Consider the following 25050-nt stretch of genomic DNA (forward strand, 5'->3'; position numbering starts at 1 on the left):
ACAAGCTCAGCCCGAACGGGGAAGAGCTATGACCGCGCTCAACGATCTGGGCGTCGCGGCGATCCGCGACGGGGTGAAGGATGGCGCGTTCAGCGCGCGCGAGGTGGCCGAAGCGCATATCGCGGCGGTGGAGAGCGCACGTGCGCTCAACGCCTTCATCGTCGAGACGCCGGAGCGGGCGCTGGCCGCCGCCGATGCCGCCGACGCGGCGCGGGCGGCGGGCGATTTGAAGCCGCTGTCCGGCGTGCCGCTGGGCATCAAGGACCTGTTCTGCACCGAGGGCGTGCAGACCACGGCCGCCAGCCGCATTTTGGAGGGCTTCACGCCGACCTACGAATCCACGGTGAGCGGCAAGCTGCTCGGCGCGGGCGCGGGGATGCTCGGCAAGCTCAACATGGACGAATTCGCGATGGGATCGTCCAACGAGACCAGCGGCTTCGGCAACGTCATCTCGCCCTGGCGGCGCAACGACGGCGGCAATGCCGCGCTGGCGCCGGGCGGCAGCTCGGGCGGCTCCTCGGCGGCGGTCTCGGCGCGGCTCTGCCCGGGCGCGACGGGGACGGACACGGGCGGATCGATCCGCCAGCCCGCCGCCTTCACCGGCATTTCGGGCATCAAGCCGACCTACGGGCGCTGCTCGCGCTGGGGGATCATCGCCTTCGCCTCCAGCCTCGACCAGGCCGGGCCGATGGCGCGCGACGTGAAGGATTGCGCGATCCTGCTGGAGGCGATGGCGGGCTTCGATGCGAAGGATTCGACCTCGCTCGACCTGCCGGTGCCGGACTGGGAAGGCGCGCTCAGCGCCGATCTCAAGGGCAAGCGCGTCGGCATCCCGAAGGAATATCGCATCGACGGCGTGCCGGGCGAGATCGACGCGGTGTGGGACCAGGGCATCGCCTGGCTCAAGGATGCGGGCGCCGAGATCGTCGAGGTCTCGCTGCCGCACACGAAATATGCCTTGCCGACCTATTACATCATCGCGCCGGCCGAGGCCTCGTCGAATCTCGCCCGCTATGACGGCGTACGCTACGGCCAGCGGGTGCAGCCCGAGCAGGGCGGCCTTGCCGACATGTACGAGGCGACGCGCGCGGCGGGCTTCGGCGCGGAGGTGAAGCGGCGCATCATGATCGGCACCTATGTGCTGTCGGCCGGCTTCTACGACGCCTATTTCAACCAGGCGCAGAAGGTCCGCGCGCTGATCGCGCGCGATTTCGAGCGGGCCTGGGAAAGCTGCGACCTCCTGCTGACCCCGACCGCGCCGAGCGCCGCCTTCGGGCTGGGCGAGAAGACCGGCGATCCGCTGACCATGTATCTGAACGACGTGTTCGCCGTGCCGGCGAGCCTCGCGGGGCTGCCGGCCATGTCTGTCCCGGCCGGGCTGGACGGACAGGGCCTGCCGCTCGGCCTCCAGATCATCGGCAGGGCGCTGGACGAGCAGAGCGTGCTCAATGCGGGCTTGGCGATCGAGCAGCGGGCGGGGTTCATCGCGCGGCCGGAGGCATGGTGGTGAACGAGAACAGCACACCTCTTGAAGCGGGGGCAAGATCAACGGTAAATGTTGCGCAGGTATTCAATGTCGCCCTCGTCAGCGGCGTTTTTGCCGTTATGGCTTCGGAAATAGCAAACAACTTTGAAACTTTGAAAACAAGCTTATTTTCAAATTTTTTCAGCATATTTGCTATGTTATTGCCATTTTTCTGGTCAATTAAGATTTTTGTAGATGACCATAAACATTTTGAGAACGTAAAAAAAGGTGCAGACTTATTTATTACAGTTATATTCTCTATAGCTGTTTATTGTGGATTAATATCATCCATTAGCTCGTTTCCGGACATCGATTCAGGATTAATATTGCTGGCCATTTCCTTTGGCTCAATGTCACTCTGGACGATCATTAGCGTCGGAAGAGAAATGATATGGCCTCGAAGAAATACAGAAGAAGTAAAAAAACGTGTCCTGTGGTTGCTAATAAACCTCCTTTGTATGGCTTTGGTTATATTTAAAATCAATGGCATAACCTCGAATGTGGCATTTGCCATGTTGATGAGCATTCTATTTATCGCAGATATATTGCTGAGCGGTACGTTTGAGGCGGGTGAGCTATGAGCGATTATCGCATCCAGGGCGCCACGGGCGAATGGGAGGTCGTGATCGGCCTCGAGGTTCATGCGCAGGTCGTGTCGGAAGCCAAATTGTTCTCCGGCGCGGCGACCGCCTTCGGGGCGGAGCCGAACACGCAGGTCAGCCTGATCGACGCGGCGATGCCGGGGATGCTGCCGGTGCCGAACGCGGAGTGCATCCGGCAGGCGGTGCGCACGGGCCTCGCGATCGAGGCCGGGATCAACCAGTGGTCGCGCTTCGACCGGAAGAATTATTTCTACGCCGATCTGCCGCAGGGCTACCAGATCAGCCAGCTCTATCACCCGCTGGTCGGCGAAGGACAGGTAACGGTCGATCTCGACGGCGGTGCGACCAAGACGATCGGGATCGAGCGCATCCATGTCGAGCAGGACGCGGGCAAGCTGATGCACGATCAGCATCCCAGCTTCTCCTATGTCGATTTGAACCGTTCGGGTGTTGCGCTGATGGAGATTGTCTCCAAACCGGATATGCGCTCGCCGGAAGAAGCGGGCGCCTATGTCCGCAAGCTGCGCGCGATCCTGCGCTATGTCGGCTCGTGCGACGGCAATATGGAGCAGGGATCGATGCGCGCCGACGTGAACGTGTCGGTCCGCAAGCCCGGTGAGGAATTCGGCACGCGCACCGAGACGAAGAACGTCAATTCGGTGCGCTTCATCATGGCCGTGATCGAGCATGAGGCCCGCCGCCAGGTCGACCTGATCGAGGATGGCGGCGCGGTCGTGCAGGAAACCCGCCTCTACGATCCCGACCGGAACGAGACGCGGTCCTTGCGCTCCAAGGAGGACGCGCACGATTATCGTTACTTCCCCGATCCGGACCTGCTGCCGCTGGAGCTTTCGGACGCCTTCGTCGCCGAATGCCGCGCCAGCCTGCCCGAGCTGCCCGACGCCAAAAGGGCGCGCTACGAAAATGTGCTGGGCCTGTCCGCCTACAACGCCGACGTGCTGACCGCCGAGGTCGAGACGGCGCGCTGGTTCGAGGCGCTGCTGGCGGTGGGGCCGGGCGATGCCGGCTTCGCGCAGCGCGCCGCCAACTGGGTGATCTCCGACCTGTTCGGCGCGCTGAACCGGCTGGGCAAGGACATCGAGGAAAGCCCGGTCACGCCCGCCCAGGCCGCGTCCCTGCTCGGCCTCGTCGCCGACGGCACGCTCTCCGGCACGCTCGCCAAGCAGGTGTTCGAGATCATGCTGGAGACGGGCGAGGACCCGGACCGGATCGTCGAGGCGCGCGGGCTTCGGCAGACCAGCGACACCGGCGCGATCGAGGCGGCGATCGCCGAGGTGATGGCCGCCAACGAAGATAAGGTCGCCGAATATCGCGGCGGCAAGGACAAGCTGTTCGGCTTCTTCGTCGGCCAGACGATGAAGGCGATGGCCGGCAAGGCGAACCCGCAGGTGGTGAACGAGCTGCTGAAGAAGGCTTTGGACTAGGGTCCGCCGCACGCCCGCCCGCTTCCGCCGGCCGTTCGGCGGCATGAGCGACACATGCCGGGCTCGGCCGTTATGCTCCGCTCGGGCTCGGTTGCGGGAGGCAATGATGGCGTCGATTCGCCGGAGCATAGTCGTCGATGCGCCGGCAGAGCGCGTCTGGGAGAAGCTGCGCGAGGCCGGCCAGGTCGTCGATCTCTTTCCAGGCGTGCTGACCGCATCGCGGATGGAGGGCGCGTCCCGCGTCGTCACCTTCGCCAATGGCATGGTCGTGCGCGAATATATCGTCGATATCGACGATGACGGGCGCCGCATTGTCTATGCCGCGGTCGATGCGGGTTTCACCCATCACAACGGAGCGATGCAGATCGTGCCGGAAACCGGGACGACGAGCCGGTTCGTCTGGATCAGCGATTTTCTGCCCGACGAGGCCCGCGCCGGCGTGGAGCCGTTGATCGACCAGGGTACGGCCAGTTTCGCGGCGCGTTGGGCGCGCTGACGACGCGATTGCGGACGATGCGGGTTTCCCGCGGCGGCGGCGTCTGATCCACAGGCGCCGGCATCCCCCCAACATTGCCGGCGCTTCTCATTCGTGAGCCTTGTCGCGTGGCGGCCCTGCCGTTCCCGCGACGGGGAGTCGCGGCCCGGACACCGCCAGAGTCCGGGCCGCGATGCGGATGAGCGCAGTGACAATGTTCAGGAGTTCATCATGAAGATCAGTTTGTTCGCCGCCCTCCTCGCGGCCAGCGCCATCGCGGCCCCGGCTTATGCGCAGGACGCCAACTTCTCCGGCGTGCGCGGCGAAATCCGCGCCGGCTGGGACAATGTCCGCGTCGGCGCCACCGCCCCCGACCCCGATGACGAGGACGCGACGATTTCCGCCAGCGAAAGCGACGATGGCATCGCCTACGGCCTGGAGATCGGCTACGATTATCAGAGCCATGGCGGTTTCGTCGTCGGCGTCTATGGCGGCGCCGATTTCTCCAATGCCGGGCGCTGCGGCGAAGTGGTTGGCGACGATCTCGCCTGCATCGAGCCGGGCCGTAACTTCACCCTGGGCGCGCGCGCCGGCTGGGCGGTTGCCGATTCCGTGCTGGTCTACGCCAAAGGCGGCTATTCCAACGGGCGCGTGCGCTTCGATTATGACGCGGACGTGGAGGATGACGACAACGACACGATCGCGCTGCGGCGGAACCGCAACGGCTGGCATGTCGGCGGCGGCTTCGAGGTCGCGCTGAGCCGCGATCTCTACGCCAAGGCCGAATATACCTACACGGATTACAGCCGGCTCACCGTCGTCGACCCCGAGGATGACGACCTGACCTACCGCGTCGGTGCCAGCCGCCACCAGGCGATCGCCGGGATCGGCGTCCGCTTCTGACGACAGGGAGGGGCGTCCGCGCGCGGGCGCCCCTTATCCCGGCGGAACCGGCCCGCGCGGCCATCCGTTTGCGCTCGAACCCTTTTTCAAGGAGAGCGCCATGCCCACCGACCAGGAGATCGAAGCCCGTTTCTGGAGCGCGCTGAAGGATGACATGACGGTCATGCTCGGCGTGGCGGGCGGCGACGGTCACGCCCAGCCGATGACCGCGCAGCTCGATCCCGATATCGGCCCCGGTTCGATCTGGTTCTTCACCGCCAGCGATGTCGATCTGGTCCGCGACACCGGCGCGGGCGCACCGGCGATGCTCCATTTCGCCGCCAAGAGGCACGATCTCTTCGCCTCCGCCGAAGGGCGGCTGACGCCGGATACCGACCGCGCACGGATCGACAAATTGTGGAACCGCTTCGTCGCGGCCTGGTATGAAGGTGGCAAGGACGATCCCAAGCTTGTCCTGCTGCGCTTCGATCCCGGCCATGCCCAGATCTGGCTCAACGAGAACAGCCTGTTCGCCGGCGTGAAGCTGCTGCTCGGCGTCGATCCGAAGCAGGATTACAAGGGCAAGGTGGCCGAGGTCGATCTGGCCTGACCCGTCCCGTGGGGAAGGACAAGCACAAGGTGCGCCTCAGCATCGACGTCGAGCTCGACTATCATTTCCCGGAAGCGGCGGACGTGCTGCTGGCGCTCGAAGTCGCGCCGTTGCCCGATCAGCGGCTGGTCGAGGACTTGTTGACGGTTTCGGGCGCGGGACCGCTCCGCCCGATCGTCGGCGAGGACGGGATCGGCCAGCGGACCTGGCTGCGCGCGCAGGGCGCGGCGCGCGTCGCCTATCGCGCGACCGTCGATATCGACCGCCCGGTCATTTCGCTGGACAGCCGTGCGATCGTGCCGCTGAAGGAACTGCCGGCCGAGGTGGTGCCCTATATCTGGCCGAGCCGCTATTGCGAGTCCGACCGGTTCGAAGGCTTCGTCGAGCGCCGCTTCGGCGGCATCGCGGGCGGGGCCAAGGTGACGGCGATGGCCGAGTGGATCCGTGGCGAGCTGGACTATGTGCCGGGCTCCAGTGATGCGCGTACCACCGCGTCGGACGCCTTCGTCGCGCGCCGGGGCGTGTGCCGGGATTATGCCCATCTCCTCGCCAGCTTCGCGCGGGCGGCGGGCATTCCGGCTCGGCTGGTCGGCGCCTATGCCTGGCGGCTCGACCCGCCCGATTTCCATGCTCTGGTCGAGGTCTGGCTCGACGACGGCTGGCACCTGGTCGACGCCACCGGCCTCGCGCCGATCGAGGGGATCGTGCGCATCGGCGTCGGCCGCGACGCGACCGACATCGCCTTCATGACGATCTTCGGCACGGCGGAGATGAACGCGCAGAAAGTGGCGGTGACGCGGGTGGAGCAGGACGGGCGGCCAGGCGCCGACGTTTCAGTAAAGCGAGGGAGTTCAATCGGTCCTGTCGTCGGATGACAGCAAGTTTCGCCTTCTCATGGATACGAACCATCCAAGACCCGCGATCGCCGCTGTCATGGCCGACCAGAATGGCGTCGCAATCGTCAATCCGAAAACGAACATCAGCGCTCCGAAAAGCAGGGCGCTGAACCATGGCTGGCCGAGCAGAGAATGTCCGATCACAATGCGAATGTGCATCACATCCGGTATGCCTGCAACAGTAAGCAGGCTCTCGCACTGAATCCTAAAGCAGCCGCATCTGCGCGCCTTCGGGCGGGACGAACAGGTCGGTGCGGAGCGGGCGGCGCTCCAGGTTCAGCCCGTGCTTGCGGATCGCGCGGTCGAAGCGGGCCTTGAGCAGTTCCGCCCATGGGCCTTGCCCGCGCATCCGGGTGAAGAAATCCGGATCGTTGTCGCGGCCGCCGCGCAGCTCGCGGATGATCGCCATCACCTTGGCGGCGCGCTCGGGATAATGTTCGTCGAGCCAGGCGCGGAACAGGGGCGCGACCTCGTAGGGGAGGCGCACCGGCAGGTAGAAGATTCCGATCGCCCCGGCCTCGGCGGCGGCCTCGACGATATGCTCCAGCTCGTGATCGGTGATCGCCGGCACGACCGGCGCGATCGAGACATAGGCCGGGACGCCCGCCTCGGCGAGCCGCTTCACCGCCGCGAGGCGCTTGCGGGCCGCCGGCGCGCGCGGCTCCAGCGTGCGCGAGATGGCGGGGGTGAGCGAGGTGACGGAGAGCGCCACGCCGGCCAGCCGATCGCGCCCCATCGGCCCCAATATGTCGAGATCGGCCAGCACCCTGTCCGACTTGGTGGTGATCGTCACCGGATGGCGCGTCTCGGCGAGCACCTCCAGGATCGATCGGGTGATCCGCCAGCGGCTCTCGATCGGCTGATAGGGATCGGTGTTCGTCCCCATCGCGATCGGGCGGACCTGATAGCCGCGTTTCCCCAGCTCGGCGCGCAGCAGCTTGGCCGCGTCGGGCTTGGCGAACAGGCGGCTTTCGAAATCGAGGCCGGGGGACAGGTCGTGATAGGCGTGGGTCGGTCGCGCGAAGCAATAGATGCAGCCATGCTCGCAGCCGCGATAGGGATTGATCGAGCGATCGAAGCCGATGTCGGGGGATTGGTTGCGGGTGATGATCGTCTTCGGATGCTCGATCGTCACCGTCGTGCGGAGCGGCGGCGCCCCGTCCAGCTCCTCGCGCGCGTCCAGCCAGTCCCCGTCCGCTTCGCGCGTCGGCAGGTTGAAGCGGTCCGGGGTGCGATTCTCGGGCGCACCCCGGCCGGGACGGGCGTCGGGCCGGGGCATAAGCGAATGATGCGCTCACCGAGAGAACAGATCAAGAACAAAAAGAAGGGTGGAGGCGAGGTTTATTGCTGCTCGGTTCCCGGGTCCGTCGTGGGCCCGCCTTGCCCCGTCATCGCCGTCCGCACGGGCTGGCGCGGCGCGATGCGCACCGCCGCCTCGCCGCGCATGCCGGGGAAGCGGGGCCACATGCCCTGGGCCAGCGCGCGGCGGCTCGCCGAGCGATCGGCGGTCTGTTCTTCGTAGATCCAGTAGTTCCGGAGCACGATCGGCACATAGCCGCGCGTTTCCCAGTACGGAATCGTCTCCAGAAACAGCAGGGGATCGCTCTGGTCGTAGCGATTGTTCCACTCCGCGATCGGCGCCGGGCCGGCATTGTAGGAGGCGATGATCTTCGGGAGCAGTCCGCCCGTCGCCGGCAGATCGCGCAGATATTCCAGATAGGTCTGGCCATATTCCATGTTGATCGACGGAATGTTGAGCTGCGCGGGCGTCACCGTCTCGCCGCCGCGCCGGGCCATGTGGCGGCCGGTGCCGGGCATCACCTGCATCAGCCCGCGCGCGCCCGCCGGGCTCACCGCCTCGGGCCGGAAATTGGATTCCTGGAGCGCATGGGCGAAGGCGAGGGCCGGATCGACGCGCCAGCCATTGGTCGGCTGCCAGCTCGGCGATGGATAGCGGTTGTGGACCGCCGTGCGGGTGCCGCGCGGGCCGTTATGGGCGAGCCACATCTGGGCGCTGGTGAGATTGAGCCGCGCGGCGAGGTGGAGCAGGGCCTCATGCTCGTTCGGCCGGCCGATCCGCGCCTGATGGCGGATCAGGCCGTCGGCCAGCGCGGACTCGCCGATCTCGGCCAGCGCGACGGCGGCGCGCACGTTGCGATAGACGGATATCTCGCGCCATTCCTCGGCGGTAAGCGGATCGAGCGTGGCGGGCACCGCGCGGATGCCGAGCGCGCTCTGCGCCAGCAGGCCATAGAAAGTCTCATTGAGCCGCGCGGCGGTTTGCAGACGACCCTGTACGCGTTCCGGCCGGCCGCAGGCGGTGTCGGCGCGCGCCGCCCAATAATGGCCGGCGGCGGACAGCTCGATATCGCCGGATCGGCTCGCGACCGTACCGAAATGATCGGCCGCCGCCGCGCAATCGCCCATCCGCCAGGCGGCGAGGCCGGCGACCCAATCGGCATGGATCGCATATTCGGTCGGCCCGCGCCGGGCCTCGTCGGCGATGCGGCGCGCGTCGCGGTCATAGCCGTTCAGGTAGAAGACCCAGGCGATGCGCTGGCGCAACGCGGTGCGCGCCTCCTCGCTGAGATCGGCGCCGCGCTCGTTCAGGATCGCTTCGGCTTCGAACGGTCGGTCGCCGACCAGCAGCGGCTGGATGGCGGATTCAAGCCGATCGGCAACGGCATCGCCGCGGATCGGTCGGGGACGGGCGCGGCGCGGCTGGCCGGCCAGTCCGGCAAGGCGCTGCTGTTCGGGCAGGCGGGGCAGCACGGTGGCGCCGCGCAGGGTGGCGAGCCGCGCGAGATCGGCGGCCTGCGGCAGGTCGGGCGCGCGTTCGAGCAGCTCGGCGAGCGGCCCCAACTCGACGCGCGGCGAGCCGGACGCGGTGTAGAGCATGGCGCGGGCGACATCGTGCAGTGGGCCGGGCCGGATGGCGTCCAGCCGCGCGGCGGCGCTCGACCAGTTTGAGGCACGCAGATCGGCGAAGACGGCCTGGTAATTCTCTCGATCCGACCCATTGAGCTGGGTCGGGACATTGAAGGCGCGCGGCGGCCGCTGCTGCTGCCCCTGCGCCACGGCCGAGGCGGGCAAGGCGGCGAGGACGAATCCGGCGACGAGCGCTCCGGTCAGCCGCTTCATTCCGTCAGTCCTTCCTTGAGCATCTGCAGGTCTTCCCAGGCGAGCTTCTTGAGGCCGGGGACGAGCGCCAGTTTCTCCGGGCGGATCGTCGTCAAGGCGCGCACCGGGCCCGCGGGCGTATCGAGATCGTGCCAGCGCCCGCGCACCGCCGTCACCGCGCCACCGAGCAGCGCCTTGGCGCAGGCATCGCCGAACAGCAGCAGCGCGCGGGGACGGACGAGGCCGATATGGTGACGGGCGATGTCCGCCAGCTTCGCCGCATCCGCGGGATCGAGCGCGCCGGTCGGCGTACGCAGCGGCGAGAGCGAAGCGAGATAGTGTGTCTCGCGGCTCCGGCCGATCGCCGCCATCATCTTGTCGAACAGGTCGCCGGGTGCGCCGGAGAGCAGGGCGCCGGCGGCGAAATCCGCCTGGCCGGGCATGTCGATCATCACCATCAGCCCGGACGCGGGATCGCCCGACGGGCCGAGTCGGGGCGCGAGCAGCGCGCCCAGCGGCAGCGCGGCGGGATCGGTCAGCCAGGCGCGGAAGGCATCGAGCGTGTCGGGCAGCGCCGGGGCGGGCTCGGTTTCGGCGGCTGTCGTGGCGGGCGCCGGGCTGGCCGGCTTGAGCCAGTCGCGCGGGGCCTCGTCAACGAGCGCATCGACGCCCGCCTCCGCCCACCAGCTCAGCGCGCTCGCAGCCGCGCTCGAAGACATAGACGCACAACCCCACCGTGAAACCCGCAGGCATAGAGTCAGGCCCTGCCGGGCTGGTCAATCCAAAGCGCCCCGTTTATCTGCAAGGCGTTGGCTGCATGCGATGAGGGGAGTCCGCGAAGGATGAGCGAACGGGAGTCGATGCCCTATGACGTGGTGATCGTCGGCGCCGGCCCGGCCGGCCTCGCCGCCGCCATCCGCCTCAAGCAGCGCGCCGCCGAAGCGGGGCGCGAGCTGTCCGTCTGCATCCTCGAAAAGGGCTCCGAAGTCGGCGCGCACATCCTGTCCGGCGCGGTGGTCGATCCGATCGCGCTCGACGAGTTGCTGCCGGACTGGAAGGAGCTGGACAGCCCGCTCACCGTGCCGGTCACCAAGAACGAGCATTGGGTGCTGACGGAGAAGAAGAAAATCTCCTTCCCCCACATCCTGATGCCAGGCTTCATGTCGAACAAGGGCACCTACACGCTCTCGCTCGGCAATCTGTGCCGCTGGCTGGCGGGGCAGGCCGAGGCGCTCGGCGTGGAGATCTTCCCGGGTTTCGCGGCGGCCGAGGTGCTGTTTAACGACGATGGCTCCGTGAAGGGCGTCGCCACCGGCGACATGGGCGTCGCGCGCGACGGCACGCACAAGGCCGACTATCAGCCCGGCATGGAACTGCATGGCCGCTACACCTTTTTCGCCGAAGGCGCGCGCGGGCATCTCACCAAGGAACTGAAGCGGATATTCGCGCTGGAGACTGACAGCCAGCCGCAGGTCTACGGCATCGGCCTCAAGGAGTTGTGGGACATCGATCCCGACAGGCACGAGCCCGGCCGGGTCATTCACACCCAGGGCTGGCCGCTCTCCGATGCCTGGGGCGGCGGCTTTCTCTATCATCAGGCGAACGGCCAGGTCGCGCTCGGCTTCGTGGTCGCGCTCAACTACAAGAATCCCTGGCTCTCGCCCTTCGAGGAATTCCAGCGCTGGAAGCAGCATCCGGCGATCCGCCATTTCCTGGAGGGCGGCAAGCGCGTCTCCTACGGCGCGCGGGCGATCAACGAGGGCGGCTGGCAGGCGATCCCGAAGCTGGCCTTTCCGGGCGGCGCGCTGATCGGCTGCGCGGCGGGCTTCGTCAACGTGCCCCGGATCAAGGGCAGCCATACCGCGATGAAATCCGGGATGCTCGCCGCCGAAGCCGCCTTCGCGGCGATTTCGGCGGACCGTTCGGCCGATCTGCTGGCGGATTACGAGCCGGCGCTGCGCGACAGCTGGATCGCCAGGGAGCTCAAGAAGGTCCGCAATGTCGAGCCGCTGGTTGCCAGATGGGGCGGCGCGATCGGCACCGCGCTGGCCGGCATCGACATGTGGATGCGCCAGTTCGGCATCGGCCTCCCGTTCACGATGAAACACCATCCGGACAATGAGGGTCTGTGGCGCAAGGACGTCGCGCCGCCCATCGCCTATCCCAAGCCCGACGGCACGATCAGCTTCGACCGGCTCTCCTCGGTCTTCCTGTCCAACACCAATCACGAGGAGGACCAGCCCGTTCACCTGACGCTCAAGGATGCGAGCATACCGGTGGACGTGAATCTGGCGCGGTTCGCAGGGCCGGAATCGCGTTACTGCCCGGCGGGCGTCTATGAATTCGTCGAGGAGGGCGGCACGCAGCGATTGCAGATCAACGCGCAGAATTGCGTCCATTGCAAGACCTGCGACATCAAGGATCCGACCCAGAACATCAACTGGGTCGTTCCGGAAGGCGGAGGAGGCCCCAATTACCCCAATATGTAGGCGTACCGCCCGGACGGCGCTGACCGTCCTCCTCGCCGCGACGGCCGTCACGGCCGCACAGGCGCGCGGCGACGCGCGCTCGCCGCTCACTGTTTATGCCCAGGCACGCACCGCCGCTTCGGCCGGTGCGCGCGAACGGGCCAGTGCGGATTATGCCGCAGCCCTTGCCGCCGCACCGGACAATGTGGTGGTCGCCGGCCCGGCGCTCGGCCATGCCGTCGCCGTCGGGGACTGGCCGTTGGCGATGCGCGCCGTCAGGGTGCTGGAGCGGGCCGACGCGCTCTTGCCCGACGCGCGCTTCCTGCTCGCCGCCGACGCCTTCCGCGCGCGCGACTGGCGCGCCGCCGCTGCGCAGGTGGATGCGATCGAGCGCGACCGGTTGTTCGCCTTCACCGTTCCGGTGCTGCGCGCCTGGATCGCGCTCGGTTCGGGGCGCGGCGATCCGCTGGCGCCGCTCGCGGTCGCGCAGGGCGAGATGGCCGAAGTCTATGTCGCCGAGCATCGCGCGTTGATCCGGCTCGCTACCGGCCGCGCCGGCGCGGACGAACTGGACGGCCTGATCGCGGGCGCCGGACCGCGCGCGATGCGGGTCCGTATCGCCGCCGCCGCGACGCTTGCCCGCCGCGACCGCGCGGCCGCGCTGGCGCTGCTCGACGGCAATGCCGGCCCGATCCGCGCCGCCCGCGCGCTGGTCGAAGCGCGCCGGCCCGTTTCCGGCGCGATCCTGACGCCGCAGGAAGGCATGGCGGAATTGCTGCTGCGCCTCGCCGTCGATCTCAACGCGCCGGAGCTGACCTCCGTCGCCGCCACCTTCGCGCGCATTGCGACCTGGCTGGCGCCCGGCAACGGCGAGGCGTGGATCGTCGCGGCGGACTATGCCGGCCGGCAGGATCGCCATGCCGACGCGGTGGCGATGCTCGCCTATGTCCGCGCCGGCGATCCCTATGCCGAAGCCGCCTTCGATCGGCGCGTCCGCATGCTGATCGACGGCAACGAGAAGGACGAGGCGCTGCGCCAGGCCGAGGGGGCGGTCGCCGCCGGCGGCTCGTCGGCCGATCAGCTTCGCCTGGGCGAGGTGCTGATGAGCATGGATCGTCCGGCCGAGGCCGCCGCCGCCTTCGGGCGTGCGATCAGCCTCGCCGGCGACGGCCCGCAAGCCTATCCCGAATGGGCGCTCTGGCTGATGCGCGGCGGCGCGCACGATCAGGCGGACGAATGGCCGGAGGCCCGCGCCGCGCTGGAGCGCGCCTACACGTTGGCGCCGGACCAACCGCTGGTGCTCAACTATCTCGGCTATGCCCAGCTCGCCCGGCGCGAGAACCTGATCGAGGCGGAACGGCTGATCCGCGAGGCTCATGCCCGCGCACCGGACAATGCCGCGATCACGGACTCGCTGGGCTGGGCGCTGTTCCTGAAGGGCGAGCATGACGAGGGCATCGCCCTGCTCGAGCGGGCCGTCGAGGGCGAGCCCGCCGATGTCGAGATCAACGAGCATCTGGGCGACGCCTATTTTACGGTCGGCCGCCGTGCCGAGGCCCGCTTCGCCTGGCGCGCCGCGCGCGTCTACGCCGAAGGCGCGGACGCGGCGCGTCTCGACGCCAAGCTCGCCGGCGGCATGACCCCGGAGCTGGCGGCGCGCTGATGCGCGAAACCGCTTATGCCAAGATCAATCTCGCGCTCCATGTCCGGGCATGCGAGCCAGGAGGCTACCACCGGATCGAGACGATCTTCGCCTTCGCTGAAGACGGCGACGAACTCACCGTCGCCGAAGGAGACGGGCTGAGCCTCGCCGTCACCGGCCCGTTCGCCGGGGCGCTGGCGGGGGAGAGCGACAATCTCGTGCTGCGCGCCGCGCGGGCGCTGGCGGACAGGGCTGGAATCGAACCGGCAGCCGCGCTCACGCTCGACAAGCGCCTGCCGGTCGCGTCCGGCATCGGCGGCGGCTCGGCCGACGCGGCGGCGTCGCTGCGGCTGCTGCGCCGCTTCTGGAAGCTCGATATCGAGGATGCGGACCTCCGCGCCATCGCCGCCGGCCTCGGCGCCGACGTTCCCGCCTGCCTCGCCAGCCGTACGATGCGCGGCGAAGGGCGGGGCGACGAACTGACCCCGATCGACCTGCCCGGCCTCGCCGGCGCGCCGCTGCTGCTGGTCAATCCGCGCATCGCGCTCGCCACCGCGCCGGTGTTCAAGGCGTGGGACGGCGTGGATCGCGGGCCGCTCATCGATTGGAAGACGGGCCGCAACGATCTGGAAGCCGCGGCCCGCGCGCTGGTCCCGGAGATCGGCGCGGTGCTGGACGCGCTTGCGGGTGCAAAGGTCGCGCGCATGTCCGGCTCCGGCGCCACCTGCTTCGGCTTGTATGAAAGCGAAAGCGCGCGGGATGCCGCGTTTCATGATATGCAGGCGCGTCACCCCGGCTGGTGGATATTTGCCAGCCGCCTCCGTCCGGAGAAGACGACATGAGTGTGGGCCAGATCGTTTCCATTGTTTTCCTGCTTGTCGTCGTCGTGCTCGTGCTGCGCGGTATCCGGGGTCACAAGCGGTCGGGCAACCTGGATGGCGGTCTTGATGGGAACTCCATCGCTGGCGACCCTTTCTAGGATCGACGACAAGGGCGATCGCGTCCCGGATGACCCGCCTCTCCCATTTCGGCACAGCTTTCCACGCCCGTTAACCATCGGAAAGCGCAGGATTTCGTCGTGGCACGCCTTTTGCTCCCGCGTCGGGAACGAGTCGAGGCATGCTTGGCTATGCCGACATTCGCCCGCGGCCCCCGGCCTCCACCGGACGGGCGCCGCGGCCCCTCATGACCGGGCACCGCGGGCGCGGCGCCCGGTCTTTTTTTGGCGACAAGCCGGGCCGGGCGCGGCAACAGGCGGAGCATGTTCACGCTCGCCATCGACGAGGGCGGCCTTGCCCGCCTGACCCTGGATCGTCCCGAGCGGCGCAACGCCATTCCGGCGTCCGCCTGGGCCGTGCTGGCCGAGCATGTCGGCGCGGCGCGCGCGGCGAGGGCGCTGGTCGTGGCCGGCGCGGGCGGCAGCTTCTGCGCCGGCGCGGATCTCGGCGATTTTCCGATGATGCTGGACGAGGCGGCGTGCTTTCGCCGCGCCATGCGTGCCGCGCTCGATGCGCTGCGCGATCTGCCGATTCCCACCGTCGCGCTGATCGACGGCGCCTGTTACGGCGCCGGCGTGGCGCTCGCCATGGCCTGCGATCTGAGGCTCGCCGGGGCGGATGCCCAATTCGCGATCACACCGGCGAAGATCGGCATCTCCTATCCGCAGGAGGACGTGCACCGGCTGGCCGAGCTGGTCGGGCCGGGGCAGGCGGCGCGGCTGCTGTTCACCGGCCTGTCGATCGATGGCGCCGAGGCCGCGCGGATCGGCCTGGTCGAGACGGTCGCCCCGCTGGCGGAGCGCGAGGCGGCGATCGAGGCGATCCTCGCCAACGGCCCGGAAAGCCTCGTGACGCTGAAGCGCGCCATTCGCCTCGCTGGCGGCGGAGCGCGCACGGATGCAGGACAGGATCATCAGTTCGACGCGCTGCTGGGCGGGGCGGAGCTGGCGCGCCGGCTCGAAGCGCGTCGGCGGCGCTAGCGCGCTCTTCCTCTGTTCGCCCTGAGCCTGTCGAAGGAGTATGTTTCAGTTTGATTTTGACGCTAGCCGCTCGCTTCCTATATGCTTAGCGGAAAGCATGGAGGCGATATGGGCCAGCACAAAGAAGAGATGGAGCAGTCGGCGGACAAGTGGCGAAAGGCAGCTGAGATTAATGGGTATCGCTGTATGATCTGCGGGGAGATTCCACCCTATGAAGAGCGAGAAATATACTTCGAGACGAAGCTGTGCGGCTATCACGCGCACACGGCTCAGAAAGACGACTGATGCCCAAAGGTTCGCACGGAGAGAAGCACCCAGCCGACACCATCGGGCGCGCGGTGATGATTGGCAAGATCGAGGATGAGCGCGACCCCATCCGCTCCGCTGCCGCCGAGCTTGGCAGCCGGGGTGGCCAAGCGCGTGCTCGGAAGCTCACGCGCGAAGAGAGATCACGAATTGCCAAGAACGCGGCTAATCGCCGGTGGGGGAAAGCCTATCTTGAGCCGGAAAGCGTGAAATAGTCTAGGAAGCGGGGCTGAATATGCGGAACTGGCAGTGGGAGAACATTATCGCGGCTGCGCTGCTTTCAGCCGGTATCGTGGTCGCGGCGCTTATTGCCGCGCCGCCTCGCTATGCAGCATTCCAAATTGCCGACAATATCTACGGACGTTTGGACCGCACGACAGGAGACATCGTCCGATGTGCAGGCGACGTATGCCAGCGCCAGCCTGATCACAACGATGACCCGCTAAGCCAGTTCCTGAATTCAAACTGAGATACTACCGGCGAAGGGCTGTCTTTCTGTTGTCGATCGCAAGGAAGGGCAGGACTTCGACAGGCTCAGCCCGAACGGTATTCCTGTTTTGTCCAGTCCAAATGATCTCTAAGGTGCCCCCGATGCGCCTGACTCTCCTCGCCATTCCCCTTTTCCTCGCCGGCTGCGGCGGGGCGGTACCGGCCGGGCAGGCGGACAGCGCCGATGCCGGGGACGGGCGGATCGAGTGCCGTCCGGAAGGGGCGGCGGAGTTCGCGCCGGTCTGCCTGCTGGAGCGCGCCGGCGAGACGCTGACCTTGCGCAAGCCGGACGGCGGTTTTCGCCGGCTGATCGTCACCACGGACGGGCGCGGTGTCGTCGCGGCGGACGGGGCGGAGCCCGCGCGGGTTCGGGTGATCGGCGAAGGGCGGATCGAGGTGACGATCGGCGGCGACGCCTTCCGCCTGCCCGCCACCGTGCGCGCGCCATGACCGGCCGTACGATCCTGACCGCCGCCGAGATGCGCGCCGCCGAGGAAGCGGCGATCGCCGCCGGTACGCCGGTCGAAATACTGATGGAACGCGCCGGGATCGGTGCGGCCGAGGCGATCTGGCGCTATGCGGGACCGGTCCCCGCGCTGGTGCTGTGCGGACCCGGCAACAATGGCGGCGACGGCTATGTGATCGCCCGCGCGTTGGCCGCGCGCGGCGTGAAGGTGCGCGTTGCCGCGACGGGCGCGCCCAGGACGCCGGCGGCGAAGGCGGCGCGGGAAAGCTGGAACGGACCGGTCGAGGATATCGCCGGGGCGAAAGCCGCGCCGCTGCTGATCGACGCCTTGTTCGGAACCGGCCTGGCGCGGCCGCTGGATGAAAGCCTGTCCGCCCGCCTCGCGGAGCTGGTCGCCGAAGCGCGGATCGCCGTTGCCGTCGATCTGCCGAGCGGCGTCGCCACCGACGATGGCGCGATCCTTTCGCCTGTCCCCGATTTCGATCTCACCGTCACCTTCCAGACGCTGAAGCCCGCTCATCTCCTCCAGCCCGCCGCGCGCCATCTGGGCCGCGTCGTCGTCGCCGATATCGGCATCGTGGCGGCCGGTTCGCTCGGGACGGTCGAACGGCCGCGCCTCATCCCGCCCGGCCCGGATTCGCACAAATATGATCGCGGTTTCGTTCTCGCCTTCGGCGGCGACCTGCGCGGCGCCAGCGCGCTGTCCGCCGTCGCTGCCTTGCGCGCCGGGGCCGGAGCGGTGCGGCTCGCCTCCGACAAGCCGCTGGGCGCGGTGCCGTTCGGGATCATGCAGGTGGGCGAGGACATGGTCGATCTGCTCGCCGACAAGCGGCTCGGCGCGGTCGTGTTCGGCCCCGGCATCATCCCGGGCGGGGAATCCGACGATCGGCTCGATCAATGCCTCGCCAGCGGATTGCCGCTGGTCCTCGACGCGGGCGCGATCACGCTGCTCGCGGAGCGCGGGCCCGAGCGGCTGCGCGATCTGGAGCATATGGCGATCCTCACGCCGCATGGAGGCGAGTTCAAGCGCCTGTTCGGCGACGGGCAGGGTGACAAGATCGCCCGCGCCCGCGCCGCCGCCGCGCGGTCCGGCGCCGTCGTCGTCTTCAAGGGCGCCGACACCGTCATCGCCGCGCCGGACGGCCGCGCGGCGCTGGCCGCGGACGCGAGCTCCTGGCTGGCCACCGCCGGCTCGGGCGACGTGCTGGCCGGCGCGATCGCTGCGATGCGGGCGCGGGGGCTGGACGCCTATGAAGCCGCCATCGCCGGCGTCTGGCTGCACGGCCGCGCCGCCCAGCGCGCGGGGCCGAACCTGATCGCCGACGATCTGCTCGAAGGGTTGCGCGGCGCGTTTATCGAATGTCTGTGAACGAAGGCGCGGAGATCGTCCGCCTCGCCGCGCGCGGGGACGGGGTGACGGCGGACGGCCGCCATGTGGCGATGGCTGCGCCCGGCGATCGTGTCGCGCCGGACGGGGCAGTAACGCCCGGCTCGCACCATGCCGATCCGCCCTGCCGCCATTTCCCGGAGTGCGGCGGCTGCCAGCTCCAGCATGTCGATGACGCGGCCTATCGCGACTATCTGCAGGATCGGGTGGTCGCCGCGCTCGCCGCGCAGAATATGGCGGCGTCCGACATCCGCGAACCCCACCTCTCCCCGCCGCTCAGCCGCCGCCGCGCCAGTCTCAAGGCGGCGGGCGGCACGATCGGTTTCAACGCGGAAAAGAGCCACCGCATCGTTGACATGCGCGAATGTCATATCCTGCGGACCGAGCTGTTCGCCCTGGTCGCGCCGCTACGCCGGCTGCTCAACAAGCGGGCGAGCGCGTCGCTCACCCTGGCCGATCAGGGGGTGGACCTCTTGATCGAAGGCATCGCGGTCGAGGGTCTGGCGCGGACCGAGGCGATGGGCACCTTCGCCGCCGAACATCGTCTCGCCCGGCTCGCCGTCGACGACGGCTATGGCGCGCAGACCCTGTGGGAGCCCGAGCCGGTCACGGTGACGCTCGGCGGCGTGGCGGTCCCGCTGCCGCACGGCGCGTTCCTGCAGGCGACGGCGGACGGGGAGGCGGCGCTGGTTGCCGCCGTGCGCGAGGCGGTGGGAGAGGCGCGGCTCGTCGCCGACCTCTTCGCCGGCCTCGGCACCTTCGCGCTGGCGCTGGCGGGCCGCATCTATGCCGCCGAGGGCGCGCGCGACGCCGCGCTGGCGCTGAAAAACGCGGCCAATGCCGCCGGGCGCACCATCTTCGTCGACCATCGCGACCTGTTCCGCCGTCCGCTCGACGCCGCCGAGCTGAACCGGTTCGAAGCGGTCATACTCGATCCGCCCCGTGCCGGCGCGCGCGAGCAAGTCGAGGCGCTGGCCGCGTCGCAGGTGCCGGCCGTCGCGATGGTCTCGTGCAATCCCGCCACCTTCGCCCGCGATGCGAAGGCGCTGGCGGACGGCGGCTACCGGCTCGACTGGGTGCGCCCGGTCGGCCAGTTCCGCTGGTCCACCCATGTCGAGCTGGCGGCGCGCTTCTCGCGCTAGCCGCCAGCGGGCCGGTTCAGTCGAACAGCTTGCCGAAGGCGCGCTTGGCGCGGGTCTTCCAGTGGCCGCGATGATAGGCGTCGCTGGCGAGGAGCGGCAGCACCGTCGTCGCCTCGGCGAACACCATCTGCTCGAGCGCGGTGGAGACCTTGCCCCAGCTCGCCGCCTCCTGGAGGGTGGAGGAGGAGCAGGCGCCGTCGCGCACGTCGGCGACGGTGATCTGCACCGCATATTTGTGCACCTCGACGTCGTCATGGCCGAGGATCTCGGCACACACGACCGTGTCCTGCACGAAATTCTTCGGCACGCCGCCGCCGATCATCAGGAGGCCGGTGGTGCCCGCCTTGATCTTGATGTCGGTCAGCTCGCGGAAATCGGCGATGCTGTCGATGGTAAGATAGGGCTTGCCCGCCTTCATCGCGTCTACCTGATGCTTGACGAGGCCGAAGCCCGCCGAGCTGTCGGTGAAGGCCGGGCAGAAGATCGGCACGTCATGCTCGAAAGCGAGCTTGACCAGGCTGTTGTCCTTCTTGCCGTGCGTCTGGAGATAACGGCCCATCTCGCGGATGAACGCGCGGGAGCTGTAGGCCTTCGGCTCCAGCGTCTCGGCGATCTCGAAGATGGTGTGATCGACGTGCTGGAGCTGCTCCTCGTCGATATAGGTATCGTAGATCCGGTCGATATAGAGCGAGCGCAAGGTGTCGTCGTCCGGCACCTCGTTCGCCTGGTAATGCTTGAAGCCCAGCGCCTCCAGGAAATCCATGTCGACGATGGTGGCGCCGGTGGCGACGACGGCGTCGATCATGTTGTTGGCGAGCAGGTCGGCATAGAGGTCCATGCAGCCGCCCGCCGAGGTCGAGCCGGCGATCACCAGGATGACCGAGCAGTCCTTGTCGGCGAGCATCTGGTTGTAGATGTCGGTCGCCCGGCCGAGATCGCGGCTGGAGAAGCTCATCTTGCGCATCGATTCCACGATCGGGCGCGCGTCGAAGCTCTTGATGTCGATATGCTCGACTTGCGTCGCGAGCAGCTCCGCCTTGCGGGTGTCGTTCACGGGGGAGTCGGTCATGTGGGTCTCCAATTCTTCGTCACCCCGGGCTTGACCCGGGGTCCACCTTCTTCAGCAAGGAAAAGAAAGGTGGATGCCGGCTCAAGTCCGGCATGACGATTGACTAATGAGTGGCCGTTACAGCGTTACGACGTTGGACGGAACCGCCTGTGCCCGCGCGTCGCCGAGGTACAGGCTCGCCATCGGCTCGTCCTCGGCGATCACCTTCATGTCCGCGCCGAAGCCGTTGAACTGGGTCCGCATCGCGCAGCCATAGGCGCCGAGCATGCCGATCTCGATATAGTCGCCGGCATTGACGTCGGCGGGCAGCAGGAACGGCCCGGCCATGTGATCGAGATCGTCGCAGGTCGGCCCGTAGAAGCTGAACGCCATGTCCTTCGTCTCGGATTCCGGCTCGCGCAGCAGCTTCACCGGAAAGCGCCAGCCGACATGCGCCGCATCGAACAGCGCGCCATAGGCGCCGTCGTTGATGTAGAGCGTGTCGCCGCGGCGCTTCTCGACGCGGACCAGCAGGCTGGCATATTCCGCGCACAAGGCCCGGCCGGGTTCGCACCAAAGCTCCGCCGAATAGGAAATCGGCAGATCCTCGAACGCGCGGTGGATGACCTCGAAATAGGTCTCCAGCGGCGGCGGCTCCATGCCGGGATACCAGGAGGGGAAGCCGCCGCCGACATCGACGATGTCGACCGTGACCGCCGCCTCGACGATCGCCGCGCGCACCCGCTCCATCGCTTCGGCATAGGCGGCCGGCGTCATCGCCTGGCTGCCGACATGGAAGCAGATGCCGAGCGCGTCGGCGACCTGGCGGGTCGCCATCAGCAGCGCCTTCACCTCGTCCGGCTCCGCGCCGAACTTGGCGGCGAGGCTGAGCTTGGCATGATCGGAGGAGACGCGGATGCGGACCAGCAGCTCGAGATCGGTGGCCCCATCCGTGGCGCGCACGATCTTCTCCAGCTCCTCGAGCGTGTCGAGCGAGAAGGTCCGCACCTTGTGCGTGAAATAGGCCTCGCGAATCGCTTCCTCGGCCTTCACCGGATGCATGAAGCAGAGCGTCGCCTCCGGCAGCGTCTCCGCCACGAGCCGCACCTCGGCGATCGAGGCCACGTCGTAATGCGTGACGCCGCTTTCCCACAGGATCTGGAGCAGATCCGGCGAGGGATTGGCCTTCACCGCATAGAGCGACCGGCCCGGAAACTTCTCGACGAAGAAGCGGGCGGCGCGCCGGGCGGCGTGCGGACGAATGAGCGTAACCGGCTGGACCGGCTTAAGGGCGGACGCTAGCCCCAGCGCATTATGGTGCGTGTGCAACTCAAGGGACCTCCAACGGACAGTTGACTAAAAGCTGCCTTGCGGTTGGAAGTCCCATGGGGCAGCGGAGGCGCGATATATGTGCCTTGGACCCCTGTGTAAAGACCCGTGAATTCTCCTCTGTTCCCAGGGATTTGAATGACGAATCGACAGCCCACGATGAGCGGTGTCGCCGCTGCGGCGGCGCGCATCGCCGGCGCGGTGACTCGCACGCCGCTCCTGCCGCTCGATCATGGCGGCCGGCGCTGCTGGATCAAGGCGGAATGTCTGCAACAGGGCGGGGCCTTCAAGCTGAGGGGCGCGACCAACCGGCTGATGCAATTGAGCGAGGCGGAGCGCGCGCGCGGCGTCGTCGCCTTCTCGTCCGGCAATCATGCCCAGGGCGTGGCGCTGGCGGCGCGGCGGCTGGGCATCGCCGCGACGATCGTGATGCCCGCCGACGCGCCGGCGGTGAAGGTGGCGGGCACGCGCGCTTACGGCGCCGGGATCGTCTTCTACGACCGCGCCACCGAAAGCCGCGAGGAGATCGGCGCGCGACTCGCCGCCGAGCGCGGCTGCGTGCTGGTGCCGAGCTTCGACGATGTCGACGTGATCGAGGGGCAGGGCAGCGTCGGCGTCGAGATCGCCGGGCAACTCGGCGGGCCGCCGCCGCTGGTCATCGTGCCCTGCGGTGGCGGTGGTCTGTCCGCCGGCATCGCGCTGGCCTTGCCCGACAGCGAGATCGTCGTCGCCGAGCCGGAGGGCTGGGACGACATGACCCGCTCGCTCGCCTTGGGCGAGATCGTTCCGGTCGAGCAGCCCGCCCCGCCGACCCGCTGCGACGCGCTGCAGACGACTCTGGTGTCCCCGCTCACATTCGACGCGCTGCACGGCGCCGGCGCGCGCGGCGTGGCGGTGAGCGAAGACGAGATCGCCGCCGCCATGGTCTTCGCCTTCCGCCATTTGCAGCTGGTGGTGGAGCCCGGCGGCGCGGTCGCGCTGGCGGCGCTGCTCGGCGGCAAGGCCGGCGAAGTGCCGGACGGCGGCGTCGTGGTGCTGTCCGGCGGCAATGTCGATCCGGCGCTCTTCGCGCAAATTCTCGCGGCCTGATCAGCCGCGCGGCATCGCCCCCAGCAAGGCCGTCAGCGCGTGCATCTGCCGCGCGGTCGCGCGCAGGCTGTCCGCATAAGCCTCGGCGTCATGCCCCGGCCGGGCGAGCGCGGCGCTGTCGAGCAGCCCGTCCAGCGCCAGCGGCAGGCTGGCGAGAATCGTCGCGTCCATTCCACCCAAAGCGGCGTCGAACTGGCGATGATCGAAATGGCTCATGGCCCGGACCTAGGCGCCGACGCTTAATCCTTCGCTAAAATGGGGTCGCGAAAATCCGCCGATAGTCCGGCTTCGCCTTCACGTCCGCGGCGGATTGATCTCGGCGAAATGGGTGGGCTCGTTGAACAGGTCGCCGATCCAGAACCAGGCGTCCCCGATCGCGCACCCGGTTCGCGCCTGCTCTCCGTCCCAAAGCAGCAGCGGCCGCCCGTCCTTGAGGTCGTCGGGCATGTTCCCTGTTGGAATCCAGTCGATGCGCCCGGCCATGGCCTCGCGCTACCCGGCAAGGACATGCGCCGCATCGCCTGATCAGGGGATGGGCGCGCGCGGGCGGATCCTCGCCTTTTCAGTTCGCCCTTTGTGAAAATCGCGCGCCATGGCATCAGCGCGGCCATGACCGGAACCGCCGCCTTCCTGCTCTCGATCATGGTGCTCGCCAGCTTCGCCCTGGTGGGCGGCGGCGTCTATCTGATCGCCAGGGGCGGCGACCGGCGCAAGGGCGCGCTGATGCTGGTCGCCGCGCTCGTCCTCATCGGCAATGTCGCCATCCTGACGGTGTGAGCGGCACGCGCGGCTTTGCCGGGCGGACCGATTGCGATAGCAACAGGCGTGGGAGGTGGTCGCTTTGCTCCTCGTCGTCCTGAGCCCGATTCTGGCCGCTGCCGCTTTGGCCGGCGGGCCGGACATCGGCTGCGCCCGCAACTTCACGGTCGGTGAGCTGAGCGGACTGATTGCGCAATTTCACGATGCGGAGACCATGGCGGGCGGGCCGATCCGCTATTCGATCTGGCGGCGCGACAATGCGCTGCGAATGGACTGGTGGGAGGTAAGGCAGGACGCGCCGAGCCTCGATCGGCCGAGCGCGCTTCAGTGGGAATTCGTGTTGGCCACCTCCGCGCGCGGGCCGCTCTGGGCGCGCATATGGGGCGATGGCCGCTATGTTGGACAAGTGCCGATGCCCGACGGGAGCTTGCGCGGGCCGAACGGGCAGCAGCTGCGGCGATTGTCGGTTCACGATCCCGGCCTGCTGGCCCGGCTGGTGGAGTCCGAGATCTGGGAGATGGAAATCGTGACGGCGCAGGGAGCATCGCTGATGCGCGAGCGGATACCTGCGCCGCCGGCCAGCGCGCTGCGTGCCTCGCTCGCCGAGCAGGCCGCGTGGCTGGAGGGCGCGCGCGAAACCCGTCCCGCCGCGGCCTGCCACCGGGTTACGGATGCGAACGAGGAGGTTTAGCCCTCAGCGGATCGGGCAGTTCGGGTCCAGCCGGAAATCGAGATAGTCGTCCACGATCTTCATCAGCTGGTCCATCTCGTTGGCGAAGAAATGGTTCGCGGTCGGGATGGTCTTGTGCTCGATCGTGATGTGGCGCTGGGTGCGCAGCTTGTCGACCAGCTTCTGGGTGGCGATCGGCGTCACCACCTCGTCCGCCTCGCCCTGGACGATGATGCCGCTGGCGGGGCAGGGGGCGAGGAAGCTGAAATCGTACATGCTCGCCGGCGGCGCGATCGATATGAAGCCGCGCGCTTCCGGGCGGCGCATCAGCAGCTGCATGCCGATCCAGGCGCCGAAGCTGAAGCCGGCGATCCAGGTCGTCTCCGCCTCGGGATGGACGGACTGCACCCAGTCGAGCGCGGAGGCCGCATCGCTCAATTCGCCGATGCCGTTGTCGAACACGCCCTGGCTCTTGCCGACGCCGCGGAAATTGAAGCGCAGGGTCGCGAAGCCGCGCCGCACGAAGGTCTTGTAGAGCGCCAGCACGATCGCGTTGTTCATCGTGCCGCCGCCCTGCGGATGCGGGTGCAGGATCATCGCGACGGGCGCGCGCGGGCGGGGACCGGGGCTGAACCGGCCTTCGAGACGGCCCTCGGGGCCGGGAAAGATGACTTCGGGCATAACGTGATCGATCCGGACTATATGGTGCCGCTCGGGATGGT

Annotated in this window: 28 protein-coding genes; 20 read left to right on the forward strand and 8 right to left on the reverse strand. The window is 68.0% G+C overall.

The window, feature by feature from the left end; all coding sequences use genetic code 11:
- Positions 1-28: 28 nt before the first annotated feature.
- The 7 genes from gatA (at position 29) to KF780_07875 (ending at position 6414) form a co-directional block, all read left to right on the forward strand.
- Positions 29-1510, forward strand: coding sequence for an Asp-tRNA(Asn)/Glu-tRNA(Gln) amidotransferase subunit GatA (gatA, locus tag KF780_07845; GenBank protein ID MBX3561713.1), 1482 nt, complete (start codon positions 29-31; stop codon positions 1508-1510).
- A complete protein-coding gene (locus KF780_07850; GenBank protein MBX3561714.1) occupies positions 1507-2106 on the forward strand; it encodes a hypothetical protein in 600 nt (199 codons plus the stop codon). Before gatA ends, KF780_07850 begins: the two co-directional genes overlap by 4 nt.
- Entirely contained in the window at positions 2103-3572 is a 1470-nt protein-coding gene (gatB, locus tag KF780_07855) for an Asp-tRNA(Asn)/Glu-tRNA(Gln) amidotransferase subunit GatB (GenBank protein ID MBX3561715.1), read from the forward strand. The genes KF780_07850 and gatB overlap by 4 nt, the downstream gene beginning before the upstream one ends.
- Positions 3573-3678: 106 nt before the next feature.
- Positions 3679-4068 (forward strand): SRPBCC family protein, encoded by a 390-nt coding sequence (locus tag KF780_07860; GenBank protein MBX3561716.1) that lies wholly within the window; start codon positions 3679-3681, stop codon positions 4066-4068.
- Positions 4069-4278: 210 nt separating this feature from the next.
- On the forward strand, positions 4279-4950 hold the full coding sequence (locus KF780_07865; protein ID MBX3561717.1) for a porin family protein: 672 nt from the start codon (positions 4279-4281) through the stop codon (positions 4948-4950).
- Between the two features lie 100 nt (positions 4951-5050).
- Positions 5051-5539 carry a pyridoxamine 5'-phosphate oxidase family protein gene (locus KF780_07870; GenBank protein ID MBX3561718.1) on the forward strand — a complete coding sequence of 163 codons (489 nt, stop codon included), beginning with the start codon at positions 5051-5053 and terminating at the stop codon, positions 5537-5539.
- A gap of 29 nt (positions 5540-5568) precedes the next feature.
- The gene (locus KF780_07875) at positions 5569-6414 is read left to right on the forward strand and encodes a transglutaminase family protein (GenBank protein ID MBX3561719.1); all 846 of its coding nucleotides are present in this window, start codon (positions 5569-5571) and stop codon (positions 6412-6414) included.
- Positions 6415-6640: 226 nt separating this feature from the next.
- On the opposite strand, the gene KF780_07880 is transcribed toward KF780_07875, so the two are convergent.
- From KF780_07880 to KF780_07890, 3 genes are all read right to left on the reverse strand, one after another.
- On the reverse strand, positions 6641-7714 hold the full coding sequence (locus KF780_07880; GenBank protein ID MBX3561720.1) for a PA0069 family radical SAM protein: 1074 nt from the start codon (positions 7712-7714) through the stop codon (positions 6641-6643).
- A gap of 62 nt (positions 7715-7776) precedes the next feature.
- Positions 7777-9576 carry a lytic transglycosylase domain-containing protein gene (locus tag KF780_07885; GenBank protein ID MBX3561721.1) on the reverse strand — a complete coding sequence of 600 codons (1800 nt, stop codon included), beginning with the start codon at positions 9574-9576 and terminating at the stop codon, positions 7777-7779.
- Entirely contained in the window at positions 9573-10247 is a 675-nt protein-coding gene (locus KF780_07890; GenBank protein MBX3561722.1) for a uracil-DNA glycosylase, read from the reverse strand. Before KF780_07890 ends, KF780_07885 begins: the two co-directional genes overlap by 4 nt.
- 150 nt (positions 10248-10397) lie before the next feature.
- Between KF780_07890 and KF780_07895 the strand changes: the two genes are divergently transcribed.
- From KF780_07895 to KF780_07940, 10 genes are all read left to right on the forward strand, one after another.
- On the forward strand, positions 10398-12044 hold the full coding sequence (locus tag KF780_07895; protein MBX3561723.1) for an electron transfer flavoprotein-ubiquinone oxidoreductase: 1647 nt from the start codon (positions 10398-10400) through the stop codon (positions 12042-12044).
- A gap of 184 nt (positions 12045-12228) precedes the next feature.
- A complete protein-coding gene (locus KF780_07900) occupies positions 12229-13686 on the forward strand; it encodes a tetratricopeptide repeat protein (protein MBX3561724.1) in 1458 nt (485 codons plus the stop codon).
- On the forward strand, positions 13686-14507 hold the full coding sequence (locus KF780_07905) for a 4-(cytidine 5'-diphospho)-2-C-methyl-D-erythritol kinase (GenBank protein ID MBX3561725.1): 822 nt from the start codon (positions 13686-13688) through the stop codon (positions 14505-14507). The genes KF780_07900 and KF780_07905 overlap by 1 nt, the downstream gene beginning before the upstream one ends.
- Positions 14504-14644 carry a hypothetical protein gene (locus KF780_07910; GenBank protein MBX3561726.1) on the forward strand — a complete coding sequence of 47 codons (141 nt, stop codon included), beginning with the start codon at positions 14504-14506 and terminating at the stop codon, positions 14642-14644. Before KF780_07905 ends, KF780_07910 begins: the two co-directional genes overlap by 4 nt.
- A 282-nt stretch (positions 14645-14926) precedes the next feature.
- The gene (locus KF780_07915; GenBank protein MBX3561727.1) at positions 14927-15643 is read left to right on the forward strand and encodes an enoyl-CoA hydratase/isomerase family protein; all 717 of its coding nucleotides are present in this window, start codon (positions 14927-14929) and stop codon (positions 15641-15643) included.
- A gap of 284 nt (positions 15644-15927) precedes the next feature.
- Positions 15928-16164, forward strand: coding sequence for a hypothetical protein (locus KF780_07920; protein ID MBX3561728.1), 237 nt, complete (start codon positions 15928-15930; stop codon positions 16162-16164).
- Between the two features lie 20 nt (positions 16165-16184).
- Entirely contained in the window at positions 16185-16418 is a 234-nt protein-coding gene (locus tag KF780_07925; protein ID MBX3561729.1) for a hypothetical protein, read from the forward strand.
- Between the two features lie 122 nt (positions 16419-16540).
- Positions 16541-16888 carry a hypothetical protein gene (locus KF780_07930; protein MBX3561730.1) on the forward strand — a complete coding sequence of 116 codons (348 nt, stop codon included), beginning with the start codon at positions 16541-16543 and terminating at the stop codon, positions 16886-16888.
- The gene (locus KF780_07935) at positions 16885-18273 is read left to right on the forward strand and encodes an NAD(P)H-hydrate dehydratase (GenBank protein MBX3561731.1); all 1389 of its coding nucleotides are present in this window, start codon (positions 16885-16887) and stop codon (positions 18271-18273) included. Before KF780_07930 ends, KF780_07935 begins: the two co-directional genes overlap by 4 nt.
- Positions 18264-19433, forward strand: a complete 1170-nt coding sequence (locus KF780_07940; GenBank protein ID MBX3561732.1) for a class I SAM-dependent RNA methyltransferase — start codon at positions 18264-18266, stop codon at positions 19431-19433. Before KF780_07935 ends, KF780_07940 begins: the two co-directional genes overlap by 10 nt.
- Positions 19434-19449: 16 nt before the next feature.
- Here the strand turns inward: KF780_07940 and KF780_07945 are convergent, their stop codons facing one another.
- Both KF780_07945 and KF780_07950 read right to left on the reverse strand, forming a co-directional pair.
- A complete protein-coding gene (locus KF780_07945; GenBank protein MBX3561733.1) occupies positions 19450-20502 on the reverse strand; it encodes a deoxyhypusine synthase in 1053 nt (350 codons plus the stop codon).
- 117 nt (positions 20503-20619) lie between these two features.
- Entirely contained in the window at positions 20620-21810 is a 1191-nt protein-coding gene (locus KF780_07950; protein ID MBX3561734.1) for a type III PLP-dependent enzyme, read from the reverse strand.
- A 138-nt stretch (positions 21811-21948) separates the two neighbouring features.
- Between KF780_07950 and KF780_07955 the strand changes: the two genes are divergently transcribed.
- On the forward strand, positions 21949-22899 hold the full coding sequence (locus KF780_07955; GenBank protein MBX3561735.1) for a threonine/serine dehydratase: 951 nt from the start codon (positions 21949-21951) through the stop codon (positions 22897-22899).
- Here KF780_07955 and KF780_07960 read toward each other — a convergent pair whose 3' ends face one another.
- Both KF780_07960 and KF780_07965 read right to left on the reverse strand, forming a co-directional pair.
- Positions 22900-23115, reverse strand: coding sequence for a hypothetical protein (locus KF780_07960; GenBank protein MBX3561736.1), 216 nt, complete (start codon positions 23113-23115; stop codon positions 22900-22902).
- Positions 23116-23193: 78 nt separating this feature from the next.
- The gene (locus tag KF780_07965) at positions 23194-23346 is read right to left on the reverse strand and encodes a hypothetical protein (protein MBX3561737.1); all 153 of its coding nucleotides are present in this window, start codon (positions 23344-23346) and stop codon (positions 23194-23196) included.
- Between the two features lie 162 nt (positions 23347-23508).
- On the opposite strand from KF780_07965, the gene KF780_07970 reads away from it, so the two are divergent.
- A complete protein-coding gene (locus KF780_07970) occupies positions 23509-23676 on the forward strand; it encodes a hypothetical protein (GenBank protein MBX3561738.1) in 168 nt (55 codons plus the stop codon).
- Between the two features lie 55 nt (positions 23677-23731).
- The gene (locus KF780_07975) at positions 23732-24349 is read left to right on the forward strand and encodes a hypothetical protein (protein ID MBX3561739.1); all 618 of its coding nucleotides are present in this window, start codon (positions 23732-23734) and stop codon (positions 24347-24349) included.
- A 3-nt stretch (positions 24350-24352) separates the two neighbouring features.
- Here the strand turns inward: KF780_07975 and KF780_07980 are convergent, their stop codons facing one another.
- A complete protein-coding gene (locus KF780_07980) occupies positions 24353-25009 on the reverse strand; it encodes an alpha/beta hydrolase (GenBank protein ID MBX3561740.1) in 657 nt (218 codons plus the stop codon).
- Positions 25010-25050: the final 41 nt, after the last annotated feature.

It is taken from the genome of Sphingomonas sp., assembly GCA_019635535.1.
Taxonomy (GTDB): Bacteria; Pseudomonadota; Alphaproteobacteria; order Sphingomonadales; family Sphingomonadaceae; genus Allosphingosinicella.

Coding starts and splice junctions, on each gene's coding strand:
- KF780_07965 (MBX3561737.1), bottom strand. CDS start 23,346: ATGCCCGACGACCTCAAGGACGGGCGGCCGCTGCTGCTTTGGGACGGA.
- KF780_07945 (MBX3561733.1), bottom strand. CDS start 20,502: ATGACCGACTCCCCCGTGAACGACACCCGCAAGGCGGAGCTGCTCGCG.
- KF780_07885 (MBX3561721.1), bottom strand. CDS start 9,576: ATGAAGCGGCTGACCGGAGCGCTCGTCGCCGGATTCGTCCTCGCCGCC.
- KF780_07925 (MBX3561729.1), top strand. CDS start 16,185: ATGCGGAACTGGCAGTGGGAGAACATTATCGCGGCTGCGCTGCTTTCA.
- KF780_07960 (MBX3561736.1), bottom strand. CDS start 23,115: ATGAGCCATTTCGATCATCGCCAGTTCGACGCCGCTTTGGGTGGAATG.
- KF780_07980 (MBX3561740.1), bottom strand. CDS start 25,009: ATGCCCGAAGTCATCTTTCCCGGCCCCGAGGGCCGTCTCGAAGGCCGG.
- KF780_07940 (MBX3561732.1), top strand. CDS start 18,264: ATGTCTGTGAACGAAGGCGCGGAGATCGTCCGCCTCGCCGCGCGCGGG.
- KF780_07930 (MBX3561730.1), top strand. CDS start 16,541: ATGCGCCTGACTCTCCTCGCCATTCCCCTTTTCCTCGCCGGCTGCGGC.
- KF780_07920 (MBX3561728.1), top strand. CDS start 15,928: ATGCCCAAAGGTTCGCACGGAGAGAAGCACCCAGCCGACACCATCGGG.
- KF780_07895 (MBX3561723.1), top strand. CDS start 10,398: ATGAGCGAACGGGAGTCGATGCCCTATGACGTGGTGATCGTCGGCGCC.
- gatA (MBX3561713.1), top strand. CDS start 29: ATGACCGCGCTCAACGATCTGGGCGTCGCGGCGATCCGCGACGGGGTG.
- KF780_07935 (MBX3561731.1), top strand. CDS start 16,885: ATGACCGGCCGTACGATCCTGACCGCCGCCGAGATGCGCGCCGCCGAG.
- KF780_07910 (MBX3561726.1), top strand. CDS start 14,504: ATGAGTGTGGGCCAGATCGTTTCCATTGTTTTCCTGCTTGTCGTCGTC.
- KF780_07915 (MBX3561727.1), top strand. CDS start 14,927: ATGTTCACGCTCGCCATCGACGAGGGCGGCCTTGCCCGCCTGACCCTG.
- KF780_07870 (MBX3561718.1), top strand. CDS start 5,051: ATGCCCACCGACCAGGAGATCGAAGCCCGTTTCTGGAGCGCGCTGAAG.
- KF780_07860 (MBX3561716.1), top strand. CDS start 3,679: ATGGCGTCGATTCGCCGGAGCATAGTCGTCGATGCGCCGGCAGAGCGC.
- KF780_07970 (MBX3561738.1), top strand. CDS start 23,509: ATGACCGGAACCGCCGCCTTCCTGCTCTCGATCATGGTGCTCGCCAGC.
- gatB (MBX3561715.1), top strand. CDS start 2,103: ATGAGCGATTATCGCATCCAGGGCGCCACGGGCGAATGGGAGGTCGTG.
- KF780_07865 (MBX3561717.1), top strand. CDS start 4,279: ATGAAGATCAGTTTGTTCGCCGCCCTCCTCGCGGCCAGCGCCATCGCG.
- KF780_07955 (MBX3561735.1), top strand. CDS start 21,949: ATGACGAATCGACAGCCCACGATGAGCGGTGTCGCCGCTGCGGCGGCG.
- KF780_07880 (MBX3561720.1), bottom strand. CDS start 7,714: ATGCCCCGGCCCGACGCCCGTCCCGGCCGGGGTGCGCCCGAGAATCGC.
- KF780_07905 (MBX3561725.1), top strand. CDS start 13,686: ATGCGCGAAACCGCTTATGCCAAGATCAATCTCGCGCTCCATGTCCGG.